Annotated in this window: 11 protein-coding genes; 3 read left to right on the plus strand and 8 right to left on the minus strand. The window is 72.8% G+C overall.

Translation table 11 applies throughout. The features are described from left to right. Positions 1–88: 88 nt before the first annotated feature. Positions 89–739, minus strand: a complete 651-nt coding sequence (locus MHW47_RS10340; protein WP_239222373.1) for a TetR family transcriptional regulator — start codon at positions 737–739, stop codon at positions 89–91. 180 nt (positions 740–919) lie between these two features. Here MHW47_RS10340 and MHW47_RS10345 point away from each other — a divergent pair, with 180 nt between their 5' ends. Continuing rightward, positions 920–2146, plus strand: a complete 1227-nt coding sequence (locus MHW47_RS10345) for an acyl-CoA dehydrogenase family protein (protein WP_239222374.1) — start codon at positions 920–922, stop codon at positions 2144–2146. A 25-nt stretch (positions 2147–2171) separates the two neighbouring features. Here the strand turns inward: MHW47_RS10345 and MHW47_RS10350 are convergent, their stop codons facing one another. Together MHW47_RS10350 and MHW47_RS10355 are read right to left on the minus strand one after the other, a co-directional pair. Then, positions 2172–2660: a glutathione peroxidase gene (locus MHW47_RS10350; protein ID WP_239222375.1), complete on the minus strand. Its 489-nt coding sequence runs from the start codon at positions 2658–2660 to the stop codon at positions 2172–2174. Between the two features lie 35 nt (positions 2661–2695). Then, complete coding sequence (locus tag MHW47_RS10355) at positions 2696–3235, minus strand: N-acetyltransferase (RefSeq protein ID WP_239222376.1); 540 nt, start codon at positions 3233–3235, stop codon at positions 2696–2698. Between the two features lie 175 nt (positions 3236–3410). Here MHW47_RS10355 and MHW47_RS10360 point away from each other — a divergent pair, with 175 nt between their 5' ends. After that, the gene (locus tag MHW47_RS10360; RefSeq protein WP_239222377.1) at positions 3411–3842 is read left to right on the plus strand and encodes a hypothetical protein; all 432 of its coding nucleotides are present in this window, start codon (positions 3411–3413) and stop codon (positions 3840–3842) included. A 24-nt stretch (positions 3843–3866) separates the two neighbouring features. On the opposite strand, the gene MHW47_RS10365 is transcribed toward MHW47_RS10360, so the two are convergent. The 3 genes from MHW47_RS10365 to MHW47_RS10375 all read right to left on the minus strand — a co-directional run bounded on the left by MHW47_RS10365 (position 3867) and on the right by MHW47_RS10375 (position 9228). Continuing rightward, positions 3867–5618 carry a sodium:proton antiporter gene (locus MHW47_RS10365; RefSeq protein WP_239222378.1) on the minus strand — a complete coding sequence of 584 codons (1752 nt, stop codon included), beginning with the start codon at positions 5616–5618 and terminating at the stop codon, positions 3867–3869. 194 nt (positions 5619–5812) lie between these two features. Beyond that, positions 5813–6697, minus strand: a complete 885-nt coding sequence (locus MHW47_RS10370) for an acyl-CoA thioesterase II (RefSeq protein WP_239222379.1) — start codon at positions 6695–6697, stop codon at positions 5813–5815. Positions 6698–6714: 17 nt separating this feature from the next. Continuing rightward, positions 6715–9228 (minus strand): RNA helicase, encoded by a 2514-nt coding sequence (locus MHW47_RS10375; protein WP_239222380.1) that lies wholly within the window; start codon positions 9226–9228, stop codon positions 6715–6717. A gap of 170 nt (positions 9229–9398) precedes the next feature. Here MHW47_RS10375 and MHW47_RS10380 point away from each other — a divergent pair, with 170 nt between their 5' ends. Then, on the plus strand, positions 9399–10190 hold the full coding sequence (locus MHW47_RS10380; RefSeq protein WP_239222381.1) for a metal-dependent hydrolase: 792 nt from the start codon (positions 9399–9401) through the stop codon (positions 10188–10190). An 88-nt stretch (positions 10191–10278) separates the two neighbouring features. Here the strand turns inward: MHW47_RS10380 and MHW47_RS10385 are convergent, their stop codons facing one another. Together MHW47_RS10385 and MHW47_RS10390 are read right to left on the minus strand one after the other, a co-directional pair. Continuing rightward, positions 10279–12003 carry an ABC transporter ATP-binding protein gene (locus tag MHW47_RS10385; protein WP_239222385.1) on the minus strand — a complete coding sequence of 575 codons (1725 nt, stop codon included), beginning with the start codon at positions 12001–12003 and terminating at the stop codon, positions 10279–10281. A gap of 260 nt (positions 12004–12263) precedes the next feature. Further along, a partial coding sequence (locus tag MHW47_RS10390) for an ABC transporter ATP-binding protein (RefSeq protein ID WP_239222382.1) occupies positions 12264–13018 on the minus strand: 755 nt, incomplete at its 5' end.

The following is a 13018-nucleotide window of genomic DNA, read 5'->3' on the forward strand; positions in this document are numbered from 1 at the left end:
CGGCCCGCCGCAGAGTCGGGTCCGGCGCCCGCTCCGGCTCCCGCTCCAGCTCCTGTTTCGGCTTCAGCTCCGGCGTGCCCGCTCCGGTTCAGAAGCCGGGGCCGTCCGCCCGGTCGCTCGCGGCGGCCAGCCGGCCCCACAGGAGATCGGCCAGGATGCGCACCAGCTGCTCCCGCGGGCACGGGCGCTCGCCGAGCCACCAGTCGCCCGCCGCGTGCATCATGCCGACGATGCCGTGGGCCCAGACCCGGGCCGTCGCCTCGCTGTCCGGGCCGAGGTCCACCCGCTCCGCGATGACCGCGGCCAGCTCCTCGCCCAGCCGGCGCAGCAGCGGCGCGGAGTGCCGGCCCACGTCGAAGCCCTGCTCGGGTGACGGGGTCGCGTCGTCGGACGGGTGCATCAGGAAGCGGTAGACCTGCGGGCGGGCCTCGATCGCCGCGAGATAGGTGTCGAGGGTGGACTCGACCCGGGCGCGCCGGTCGGCGGGGGCGTCGAGCGCGGCGCGCAGGGCGCTCAGCAGGGCGTCGGTGTGCCGCTTGGCGAGGGCGCGGTACAGCCCGCCCTTGTCGCCGAAGTGCCGGTAGAGGATCGGCTTGGTGATGCCCGCCTCGGCGGCGATCGCGTTCATCGAGGCGCCGGGGCCGTCCCTGAGCACCACCCGGTCGGCGGCGTCCAGCAGCTCCCGACGGCGGCGCGCGGCCGTGGTCCGCTGGCGCTCGGCCTGTCGTGTGGTCTCCATGTCGTCTCTCCCACCCCTGACCGTGCCTGTCCGTCCTGCCTGCGCAAAGTAACACCCCGCCCGGTGCGGTGCGGACGGCGTCTCATGACGTATCACGTGGTTGACAGAGGCTACTTACCGGTAACAGACTGTTGTTACCGCAAGTAACGACGCGTTTCGAGGCAGCACGTGGAGGGGAACATGGCCGAGTTCACGCTCGAGCTCAACGACGACCAGAAGCAGGTCCGTGACTGGCTCCACGGGTTCGCCGCGGACGTGATCCGTCCGGCCGCCGCGGAGTGGGACGAGCGTGAGGAAACGCCCTGGCCCGTCATCCAGGAAGCGGCGAAGGTCGGGATCTACTCCCTCGACTTCTACGCCCAGCAGTTCTTCGATCCTACGGGCCTCGGCATCCCCATGGCCATGGAGGAGCTGTTCTGGGGCGACGCCGGCATCGCCCTGTCGATCGTCGGTACGGGCCTGGCGGCCGTGGGCGTCCTCGCCAACGGCACCGAGGAGCAGATCGGCACCTGGATCCCGCAGATGTACGGCGACGCCGACGACGTGAAGGTCGCCGCCTTCTGCTCCTCCGAGCCCGACGCCGGCTCCGACGTCGCCTCGATGCGCACCCGCGCGGTCTACGACCAGGCCAAGGACGAGTGGGTGCTCAACGGCACCAAGACCTGGGCGACCAACGGCGGCATCGCCAACGTCCACGTCGTCGTCGCGGTCGTCGACCCGGAGCTGGGCTCCAAGGGCCACGCCTCGTTCATCGTCCCGCCGAACACCCCGGGTCTCTCCCAGGGCCAGAAGTTCAAGAAGCACGGCATCCGCGCCTCGCACACCGCCGAGGTCGTCCTGGAGGACGTGCGGATACCGGGCCACTGCCTGCTCGGCGGCAAGGAGAAGCTCGACCAGCGCCTCGCCCGGGCCCGCGAGCGTGCCGCTTCGGGCGGCGAGCGCGTGAAGAACGCGGCGATGGCCACCTTCGAGGCGTCCCGCCCGGCCGTGGGTGCCATGGCCGTCGGCACCGCCCGCGCGGCGTACGAGGTGGCGCTGGACTACGCGAAGACGCGGACCCAGTTCGGCCGCCCCATCATCGACAACCAGGGCGTCGCCTTCCAGCTCGCCGACATGCGCACGCAGATCGACGCGGCGCGGCTGCTGGTCTGGCGCGCCTCCTGGATGGCCACCACGGGCAAGCCGTTCGAGTCCGCCGAGGGCTCCATGTCCAAGCTGTACGCGAGCGAGACCGCCAAGAAGGTCACCGCGCAGGCCATCCAGATCCTCGGCGGCAACGGCTACACCCGTGAGTACCCGGTCGAGCGCATGCACCGGGACGCCGCGATCTACACCATCTTCGAGGGCACGAGCGAGATCCAGCGCCTGGTCATCGCCCGCACCCTCTCCGGTATGCCCATCCGCTGACCCGACCGGGGCCCGGCGGCGCCGCTCAGGCGGGCAGCTGGGCCTCGATCGCGGCCAGCAGCTCCGGGTCACCCGGTTCCGTGCGGGGGCGGAACCGGGCGACCGGCTCGCCCGACGGGGAGAGCAGGAACTTCTCGAAGTTCCACTGGACGTCCCCGGCCTCGCCGGAGCTGTCCGCGAGGCGGGTCAGCTCCGCGTAGAGGGGGTGTCGGCCCGCTCCGTTGACCTCGGTCTTCTCCAGCATCGGGAAGGTCACCCCGTACGTCGCCGAGCAGAACGTGCCGATCTCCTCCGGGCTGCCAGGCTCCTGGCCGGCGAACTGGTTGCACGGCACGCCGAGCACGGTCAGACCGCGGTCCCCGTACTCCTTCTGGAGCCGTTCGAGCCCGGCGTACTGCGGGGTCAGCCCGCACTTGGACGCGACGTTCACCACCAGCACCGCCCGGTCGCGGTAGGCGCCCAGGCTGGTCGGCTCGCCGGTGAGGGTGTGCAGCGGGATGTCGTACAGGGTCATCGGTGTCTCCTCGTTCATGTCTTCCCGCGCCATTCCTACCCCAGGGGCTCCGGCATGACGCCGACCGCCTTGTAGTAGAAGGTCGTCGGTTTCAGGACCCCGGCCGGGTCGGCCGCGTAGTCCGGGACCGAGCCGCACTCCGTCCAGCCCGCGGCCCGGTACAGCCGCTCCGCCGGGCTGCCGCTCTCGGTGTCCAGGACGAGCAGCGTGACGCCGTCGTCGGCCGCCGCGCGCTCCACCGCGGCCAGCAGTTCCCGGCCCAGGCCCCGGCCGCGCGCCGAGGGGCGGATCATCAGCTTGGTCACCTCCGCGCGGTGCCGGGCGTTGGGCAGCGGCGAGCGGACCAGGCCGATCGTGCCCGCGACGCGCTCGCCGTCACGGGCGAGCCACACCCGCAGCCCGCCCGCCTCCACGGCCGCCGCCCGCGCGCGCCACCACGCGGCGGCCGCGCCCCGGTCCAGGGGAGCCAGGAATCCGACGGACGCGCCGCCGTCCACGGTCTCCACCAGCAGCGCGGCCAGCTCATCGGCGTAGGTGACCAGCTCGGGGCCGGACACGGGGGCGATCTCGGTCATGGGCGGTCCTTCCACGGGTGCGTGATCATAACCTCCGGCCCCCGGGCAGGGGCCGCCACCCCGGCCCCTGCCCGCCGCGCTGCCGGACCGGCCCGCCCGTGCCACGCTGGAAACGGAATGCCCGGCTCCGAACCTGCTTCCGCCGGGCGGCCGTGCCAGCTAAGGAGGCCCGCACATGGCCAGCACCGGCAGCGCACCAGCGGCAGCACCCGGCACCGGCGGAACACATCCGGTCCGTACCGGATGGACCGTGTTCGCCGCGGTCCTGATGATCTTCGGCGGCGTGATGGCGATCTTCCAGGGCATCTCCGCCATCGCCGAGGACGACGTGTTCATCGCCACCCGCAACTACGTCTTCCAGTTCAGCCTGACGGGCTGGGGCTGGGTCCACCTCATCGTCGGCATCGTCATCGTCCTGGCCGGCTTCGCCCTGTTCGGCGGGGCCCTGTGGGCCCGGGTCGTGGGCGTGATCCTGGCCGGGCTCGGCGCCCTCGCCAACTTCCTGTGGCTGCCGTACTACCCGCTCTGGTCCATCGTGCTCATCGCCATCGACGTCTTCATCATCTGGGCGCTCTGCGCGAGCCCGGACCGTTCCGCGAAGGCCTGACGAACGCGGGGGCGACCCACCACCTCACGCCTCCGCGAGAACCACGAGCGTGTCGCCCGGAGCCGGCTCCGGGCGATCGCCGTCCGTCACCACCTCCAGCCGGCCCTCCACCCCCACCGCGAACAGCACCCGCACGCCCTCCGGCAGCGGCCCGTCCGCCGTCCGCGTCTCCACCCGGGCCCCGGCCCGGTACTTCGCCGCGATCTCCGCCCCGGACAGCCCCGGACCGAACAGGGCGTCGCCCCCGGCGGACCGGCCCGGCACCCCGTGGTCGCCGGACTGCGGGGCCAGCCGGCCCACCAGCCCCTCGACGCTGTCCCGCAGCGTGACCGACGCCAGCGCGTTGAAGTCGTCCTCGCCGGTGAGCAGCAGCACCGAGGTGATGCCCTCCAGCTCGGCGCCCGCCCCGGTGGCCGCGGCGAACAGCTCGCCGGGGGCCAGCGGCAGACCGGCCGCCTCGATCCGCGCCCGCTCCTCCTGTGCCCCCGCCCACATCAGCACATCGACCCCGGCCGCCCGCAGGGCGCACGCCGCGTCCACCACCCAGGGCGCCCCGCCCACCAGCAACGGCCGGGACCGGGCGGGCCGCAGCACCCCGAGCCGCCGGGCCACCGGGAACGCCGTCAGCCCGTAGAGCGTCACCGTCGCCACGATCACCACGAAGGTGGCGGGCAGGATGCGCGCGGCCCCGGCGACATGGTGGTCGGCGAGTTCGGCGGAGAACGTGGAGGCGGTGGCCGCGGCGACGATGCCGCGGGGGGCCATCCAGCCGATGAACCACCTCTCCCGGCCCGGCACATCGGTGCCCAGCGCCGCCAGATGCGCGACCAGCGGCCGGGTGACCAGCACCAGCAGGGCGACCAGCGCGAGCGACGGCAGCACCACGTGCCGCAGCGACGCCGGGGTCACCGTCGCCGAGATGGAGACGAACAACAGCCCGATGACCAGGGAGACCAGCGTCTCGAAGAACGGCCGGCGCACGGGCAGGTCCAGCCCCGGCAGGTTCGCCATGGCCATCCCCATGACGACGGCCGCGATCAGCCCCGTGTCGTCGCGCAGCGCGTCGCAGCCCGCGGCCACCCCGATCACCGCGGCCAGCTGCACCGACGTCGCCAGCTCCTCACTGAGCCGCACCCGCCCCAGCATCAGCCACAGCACCGCCGCCCCGGCCGCCCCCGCCGCCACGCCGAGCGCCGCACTGGCCAGGAAGTGGACGAGCCCGCTGCCGAACCCCGGCCGGTTGCCCGCCAGGACCCCGTGGAAGACGAGCGCGCCCAGAATCCCGCCGACCGGGTCGATCAGCGAACCCTCCCAGACGAGGATGCGCCGCAGCCGTTCGGCGGGCCGTACGAAGTCGAGCAGCGGCCCCACGACGGTCGGTCCCGACACCACGAGGATCGCGGCCAGCATGACCGCCGCCTGCGCCGACATGTCCAGCACCGGTACGGCGAACAGCGCGGCGGACACCACCGTCAGCAGCACCCCCAGCCACAGCAGCCGGATCACCACCCGCCGGTTGTGGCCCCGCAGCCGCTTCAGGTCCAGGCCGAGCCCGGCGTCGTACAGGATCACCGCCACCGCGAGCGACACCAGCGGCGAGAAGGCGGACCCCAGCAGCCGCTGCGGATCGACGTCGTCGGTGAGCGCCCCGGCGAGGAACCCGGCGGGCAGCAGCACCAGCAGCGCCGGCACCCGCAGCCGGCTCGCCAGCACCTGCGAACCGACCGCCAGCACCACGATCAGCCCGAGCCCCGCGTACACCTGATCCGCCGTCATCGGCCCGCCTCCTCAGCCGCGCCCCCGGACGCCGGACGGGCCCGCACACAGCGCGCGCGACCACCTTCCGCGCCCCCGCCCGGCACGCACGCCAGGGCTCGCGCCGTACGCCGTACTCGGCCGGAGGGATCGCCCGGACGGACCAGTGGGACAGCCCCCGGCGCCCACCGACCCCGGGCGGCCGCACCGGGCCGTTACGCCGAGGGGGCGCCGTCCAGCCGCCGGAACAGGCCCTCCTGCACCACCGACACCAGCAGATTCCCTGCCCGGTCGTAGATCCGGCCGCGCGCCAGACCCCGCCCGCCCGTCGCCACCGGCGACTCCTGGTCGTACAGGAACCACTCGTCCGCCCGGAACGGCCGGTGGAACCACATCGCGTGATCGAGGGAGGCGAGATCATAGCCGCGCGGCCCCCACAGCGGCTCCACCGGGATACGGACGGCGTCCAGGAGCGTCATGTCGCTCGCGTACGTCAGCGCGCACGTGTGCACCAGCGGATCGTCGCCCAGCGGGCCCACCGCACGCATCCACACCGCGCTGCGCGGGTCCGCGTCCTGGATCTCCTCGCGCGTCCAGCGCAGCCGGTCCACGTACCGGATGTCGAACGGCTGGCGCCGCGCCATCCGCTCCAGCGCCTCCGGCAGACCGCCCAGATGCTCGCGCACCTCCTCGGCGACCGTCGGCAGCTCCTCCGGGTCCGGCACCACCCGGGCCGGCGGCAACTGGTGCTCGAACCCCGCCTCCTCCGGCCGGTGGAACGACGCCGTCAGATTGAAGATCGTCCGGCCCTGCTGCACCGCCGTCACCCGGCGGGTCGTGAACGACCGGCCGTCCCGGACCCGCTCCACGTCGTACACGATCGGCACGCCGGGACGGCCCGGCCGCAGGAAGTACGCGTGCAGCGAGTGCACCGGCCGGTCCCCGTCCGTGGTCCGGCCCGCCGCCACCAGCGCCTGGCCGGCCACCTGGCCGCCGAAGACCCGCTGCAGGGACTCGTCGGGGCTGCGGCCCCGGAAGATGTTCACCTCGATGCGTTCCAGGTCGAGCAGATCGACCAGGCGCTCGGCCGGATTCGTCATGCCGTCGTCCTCCGCGCTCACAACTGGCCCACGGACGTGACCCGCAGGACCGCCCGGCCCTCCTCGTCGGACGCGGCGAGGTCCACCTCCGCGCTGATGCCCCAGTCGTGGTCGCCGTTCGGGTCGGCGAACGTCTGCCGCACCCGCCACAGCCCGTGCTCCGCGTCCTCGTCGATCTTCAGCAGCTTCGGGCCGCGCGCGTCCGGACCGGTGCCCAGCTCCTCGTACTCGTCCCAGTACGCGTCCATCGCCTCGCCCCACGCGTCCTCGTCCCAGCCCGCGTCGGCGTCCAGCTCGCCCAGCTCCCGCACCCGGTCCAGCGCGGCCAGCTCCACCCGGCGGAACATCGCGTTGCGCACCAGCACCCGGAACGCGCGGGCGTTCGCCGTGACCGGCTTGACCTCGTCCGCCCGCTCCTGCGCCTGCTCGGCCGTCTCCACCTCCGGATTGGCCAGCTGCTCCCACTCGTCCAGCAGACTGGAGTCCACCTGACGCACCATCTCGCCCAGCCAGGCGATCAGGTCCTCCAGGTCCTCCGACTTCAGATCGTCCGGAATCGTGTGCTCCAGCGCCTTGTACGCGCTCGCCAGATACCGCAGCACGATGCCCTCGGTACGCGCCAGCTCGTAGTTCGAGGTGAACTCCGTGAACGTCATGGCGCGTTCGTACATGTCCCGGATCACCGACTTCGGCGACACCGGATGGTCGCCCACCCACGGGTGGCTGCGCCGGTAGACGTCGTACGCGTGCCACAGCAGCTCGCTCAGCGGTTTCGGGTACGTCACCTCCTGGAGCAGCTCCATCCGCTCCTCGTACTCGATGCCGTCGGCCTTCATCTGCCCGACCGCCTCACCGCGCGCCTTGTTCTGCTGCGCGGCCAGGATCTGGCGCGGATCGTCCAGCGTCGACTCCACCACCGACACCATGTCCAGCGCGTACGACGGCGAGTCCGGGTCCAGCAGCTCGAACGCCGCCAGCGCGAACGTGGACAGCGGCTGGTTCAGCGCGAAGTCCTGCTGGAGGTCCACGGTCAGCCGCACGATGCGCCCCTCCGCGTCCGGCTCGTCGAGCCGCTCCACCACACCGCCGTCCAGCAGCGACCGGTAGATCGCGATGGCCCGGCGGATGTGCCGCAGCTGCGCCCGGCGCGGCTCGTGGTTGTCCTCCAGCAGCCGCCGCATCGCCTCGAAGGCGTTGCCCGGCCGGGCGATCACGGACAGCAGCATCGTGTGCGTCACCCGGAAGCGCGAGGTCAGCGGCTCCGGATCGGACTGGATCAGCTTGTCGAACGTGCTCTCCGACCAGGCCACGAAGCCCTCGGGGGCCTTCTTGCGGACGACCTTCCGCTTCTTCTTCGGGTCGTCCCCGGCCTTCTTGACCGCCTTCTCGTTCTCGATGACGTGCTCGGGGGCCTGCGCGACGACGAAGCCCGCCGTGTCGAAGCCCGCCCGGCCGGCCCGGCCCGCGATCTGGTGGAACTCGCGCGCCCGCAGGGTCCGCACCCGCGTGCCGTCGTACTTGGTGAGCGCGGTGAACAGCACCGTGCGGATCGGCACGTTGACGCCGACGCCCAGCGTGTCCGTCCCGCAGATCACCTTCAGCAGCCCCGCCTGCGCCAGCTTCTCCACCAGCCTGCGGTACTTCGGCAGCATCCCCGCGTGGTGCACCCCGATGCCGTGCCGCACATAGCGGGAGAGGTTCTGGCCGAACTTGGTGGTGAAGCGGAAGTTGCCGATCAGATCGGCGATCTTCTCCTTCTCCTCCTTGCTGCACATGTTGATGCTCATCAGCGACTGCGCCCGCTCCACCGCCGCCGCCTGCGTGAAGTGCACGATGTACACCGGCGACTGCCGGGTCTCCAGCAGTTCCGTCAGCGTCTCCGTGATCGGCGTCAGCCGGTACTCGTAACTCAGCGGCACCGGACGCGTCGCCGACCGGATCACCGACGTCGGACGGCCGGTGCGCCGCGTCAGGTCCTCCTCGAACATCCGGACGTCGCCGAGGGTCGCCGACATCAGGACGAACTGCGCCTGCGGCAGTTCGAGCAGCGGGATCTGCCAGGCCCAGCCCCGGTCCGGCTCCGCGTAGAAGTGGAACTCGTCCATCACGACCTGGCCGATGTCCGCGTACTTCCCGTCACGCAGCGCGATCGAGGCCAGCACCTCGGCGGTGCAGCAGATCACCGGGGCGTCGGCGTTGACCGAGGCGTCCCCGGTGAGCATGCCGACGTTCTCCGTACCGAACAGCTTGCACAGGTCGAAGAACTTCTCCGACACCAGTGCCTTGATCGGCGCGGTGTAGAAAGTGACCTTGTCCTGCGCCAGGGCCGTGAAGTGCGCACCCGCCGCGACCAGGCTCTTTCCGGAGCCGGTGGGCGTGGAGAGGATCACGTTGGCCCCGGACACCACCTCGATCAGCGCCTCCTCCTGAGCGGGATAGAGGGTGATCCCCTGCGTCTCGGTCCAGGACGAGAAGGCCTCGAAGAGAGCGTCGGGATCGTCGGTCGGGGGGAGCTGATCGATAAGGGTCACGCCCCCATCTTGCCTGTCTTCCGCCCCGGGGAGGGAACCGGACGGCGACCCGAAGATCACGGACGATACGCTGCCCTCTCAACTCGGCCGCACCGCAACGGCAGTGGCCGGAGCGCGTGCCCGGCCACCGGCGGGTGCGCTCGGCGACACCTACGGGGGGCTCGACAACCATGATGGGACCGGCACACTCGCTGTCAGGAGCGGCGGCCTGGCTGGGGGTGGGCGCCGCGGCGGCCGCGGCCGGCCACACCATGCCCTGGCCCGTCCTCGTCGTCGGGGCGCTCATCAGCGCCGGTGCCGCTCTCGCCCCCGACCTCGACCACAAGTCGGCGACCATCTCCCGCGCCTTCGGACCCGTCTCGCGCACGGTGTGCGAGGTCGTCGACAAGCTCTCGCACGCCGTCTACAAGGCCACCCGCCTGCGCGGCGACTCGAACCGCAACGGCGGCCACCGCACCCTCACCCACACCTGGGTGTGGGCCGTCCTGATCGGGGCCGGCGCCTCCGCCCTGGCGATCACCGGAGGCCGCTGGGCGGTCCTCGCCATCCTCTTCGTCCACCTCGTCCTCGCCGTCGAGGGGCTGCTGTGGCGGGCCGCCCGCGTCTCCAGCGACGTCCTGGTGTGGCTGCTGGGGGCGACCAGCGCCTGGATTCTCGCCGGCTTCCTCGACAAGCCCGGCAACGGCGCGGACTGGCTGTTCAGCGACCCGGGCCAGGAATACCTCTGGCTCGGGCTGCCCATCGTGCTCGGCGCCCTCGTCCACGACATCGGCGACGCGCTCACCGTCTCCGGCTGCCCGATCCTGTGGCCCATCCCGATCGGCCGCAAGCGCTGGTACCCGGTCGGCCCGCCGAAGGCCATGCGCTTCAGGGCCGGCAGCTGGGTGGAGATCAAGGTGCTGATGCCGGTCTTCATGATCCTCGGGGGAGTCGGCGCGGCCGCCGCGCTGAACGTCATCTGACGCTCCCGGACCGGCCGCCCCGGACGGCGGCGGGGCGGTGGGGCGACGGGCCGGGGGAGGCGCACCGGCCGCCCCCCCGGGATCACCGTCAGCCGTGCCAGGAGCGCCAGAGCGCCGCGTACGCCCCGTCCGCCGCCACCAGCTCGTCATGGCTGCCCAGCTCACTGATCCGGCCCCGCTCGACCACCGCGATCACATCCGCGTCGTGCGCGGTGTGCAGCCGGTGGGCGATCGCCACCACCGTACGGCCGTCCAGCACCCGGGCCAGCGACTGCTCCAGGTTCCGCGCCGCCCGCGGATCGAGCAGCGACGTCGCCTCGTCCAGCACCAGGGTGTGCGGATCGGCCAGCACCAGCCGGGCCAGCGCGATCTGCTGGGCCTGCGCCGGAGTGATCACCAGGCCCCCGGAACCGACCTCCGCGTCGAGCCCGTCCTCCAGCGCCCGCGCCCAGCCGTCCGCGTCCACCGCGGCCAGCGATGCCCACAGCTCCGCGTCCTGCGCGTCCGCCCGCGCCAGCAGCAGGTTGTCCCGCAGCGAGCCGACGAACACGTGGTGCTCCTGGTTGACCAGCGCCACATGCGACCGCACCCGCTCCGTCGACATCCGCGACAGCCGCGCACCGCCCAGCGTCACCTCACCGGCCCGCGGCGCGTAGATCCCCGCCAGCAGCCGGCCGAGCGTCGACTTGCCCGCACCGGACGGCCCGACCAGCGCCAGCCGCGTACCCGGCGCCACGTCCAGGGACACCCGGTGCAGCACGTCCACCCCGTCCACGTACCCGAAGCGCACGTCGTCCGCCCGCACGTCCCGGCCGTCCGGGACCACCGAGGCGTCCCCCGCGTCCGGCTCGATCTCCCGCACGCCCACCAGCCGCGCCAGCGACACCTGGGCCACCTGCAACTCGTCGTACCAGCGCAGGATCAGCCCGATCGGGTCCACCATCATCTGGGCGAGCAGCGCCCCCATGGTGAGCTGCCCGACCGTGAGCCACCCCTCGATGACGAACCAGCCGCCCAGCAGCAGCACCGTGCCGAGGATCGTCGCGTAGGTGACGTTGACGACCGGGAAGAGCACCGTGCGCAGGAACAACGTGTACCGCTCCCACGCGGTCCACTGCCGCACACGCAGGTCCGACAGCTCGACCCGGCGCGCCCCCAGCCGGTGCGCCTCCACGGTCCGCCCCGCGTCCACCGTCTCCGCGAGCAGCGCCGCGACGGACGCGTAACCGGCGGCCTCCGAGCGGTACGCCGAGGGCGCCCGGCGGAAGTACCAGCGGCAGCCGAGCAGCAGTACGGGCAGCGCGACGAGCACCGCGAGGGCCAGCGGGGGAGCGGTGACGGTGAGCGCGGCGACGAGCAGGACCACCCACACCACGCCGATCGTCAACTGCGGCACGGCCTCGCGCATCGCGTTGGCCAGCCGGTCGATGTCCGTGGTGATCCGGGACAGCAGATCGCCCGTGCCCGCCCGCTCCAGCACGCCCGGCGGCAGCCGCACCGACCGCACGAGGAAGTCCTCGCGCAGATCGGCGAGCATCTCCTCGCCCAGCATGGCGCTGCGCAGCCGCATCATCCGGGTGGCCACCGTCTGCACGACGAGCGCCACCGCGAAGACGGCGGCGGTGCGCTCCAGATGCAGGTCGGAGACCCCGTCGGACAGGTCCTCGACGATGCCGCCCAGCAGGTACGGGCCCACGACGGACGCCGTCACCGCCAGCGTGTTGAGCAGCGTCACCACGAGGAACGGCCTGCGGTGGCGCCGCATCAGCTCCACGACGTACGCCCGCACGGTCACGGGCCCGGCGACGGGCAGGGTGGTGGCCGTCTCGGGGGCCGCGGGGTCGTAGGACGGGGGCTGATGGACGGGCGGACGGGGAGCGTAGCGGGCGGAGGACCGGGGTTCCCGGCCCTGCGCAGCCGCCGCCGGGTTTGCGGCCGGTGGTTCGGCGGCCGGTGGTTCGGCGGTCGGAAGTTTGTGGGCCGCAGGTTCGGTGGCCGGTGGCTCGTGAACCGGTGGTTCGTTTGCCGGTGGCTCGTGGGCCGGCTGGTTCCGGGGCGTTGGGGGGACGCCGCTCATGCCCGTTCCTCGACTTCCTGGTGGGTGCCGATGCCCGCGCTCCGCTCGGATGCGGCGTCGGGCGCCTTCTCGTCGTCGGTGTCCCGGGCGACGACGGCCCGGTACCGCTCCTCGGTGCGCAGCAGTTCGCGGTGCGTGCCGACCGCGACGACCGTGCCCCCGTCCACCAGCGCCACCCGGTCGGCCAGGTCGAGCAGCAGCGGTGAGGAGGAGAACGCGACGGTCGTACGGTCCGCGCGCAGCTCCTTGACGCCCGCGGCGACCCGGGCCTCGGTGTGCGTGTCGACCGCCGAGGTGGGCTCGTCCAGCACGAGGACCTCCGGGTCCGCCACCAGCGACCGGGCCAGGGCGAGCCGCTGGCGCTGGCCGCCGGACAGGGACCGGCCGCGTTCGGTGATCCGGGTGTCCATCGGCTCGCAGTCCGGGTCCGGCGACGCCTGGGCCAGCGCCGCCAGCACGTCGTCGCACTGCGCGGCGGACAGGGCCTCGCCGGCCGCGACCCGCCCGGACGACGGCACGTCGAGCAGTTCGCGCAGGGTGCCGGAAAGCAGCACCGGGTCCTTGTCCTGGACCAGCACGGCGGCCCGCGCCACGGACCGCTCCACCTCGTCCAGCGGTACGCCGCCCAGCAGGACGGAGGGCGGGGCGCCGCCGTCCGCATCGGCGACTGCGGCATCGGTGACTTCCGCGTCGGCGGCGACCGGCTGGTCGGCGACCGACTGGCCGGCGGACCGGGCCCTGGCCTCCGGTT

This window comes from Streptomyces sp. OfavH-34-F, assembly GCF_022347745.1.
Taxonomy (GTDB): domain Bacteria; phylum Actinomycetota; class Actinomycetes; order Streptomycetales; family Streptomycetaceae; genus Streptomyces.

What these genes read in the sequence shown, in the direction of transcription:
- MHW47_RS10350 (WP_239222375.1), bottom strand. Translation starts at nt 2,660, where the DNA reads ATGACCCTGTACGACATCCCGCTGCACACCCTCACCGGCGAGCCGACC.
- MHW47_RS10365 (WP_239222378.1), bottom strand. Translation starts at nt 5,618, where the DNA reads ATGACGGCGGATCAGGTGTACGCGGGGCTCGGGCTGATCGTGGTGCTG.
- MHW47_RS10360 (WP_239222377.1), top strand. Translation starts at nt 3,411, where the DNA reads ATGGCCAGCACCGGCAGCGCACCAGCGGCAGCACCCGGCACCGGCGGA.
- MHW47_RS10355 (WP_239222376.1), bottom strand. Translation starts at nt 3,235, where the DNA reads ATGACCGAGATCGCCCCCGTGTCCGGCCCCGAGCTGGTCACCTACGCC.
- MHW47_RS10340 (WP_239222373.1), bottom strand. Translation starts at nt 739, where the DNA reads ATGGAGACCACACGACAGGCCGAGCGCCAGCGGACCACGGCCGCGCGC.
- MHW47_RS10370 (WP_239222379.1), bottom strand. Translation starts at nt 6,697, where the DNA reads ATGACGAATCCGGCCGAGCGCCTGGTCGATCTGCTCGACCTGGAACGC.
- MHW47_RS10345 (WP_239222374.1), top strand. Translation starts at nt 920, where the DNA reads ATGGCCGAGTTCACGCTCGAGCTCAACGACGACCAGAAGCAGGTCCGT.
- MHW47_RS10380 (WP_239222381.1), top strand. Translation starts at nt 9,399, where the DNA reads ATGATGGGACCGGCACACTCGCTGTCAGGAGCGGCGGCCTGGCTGGGG.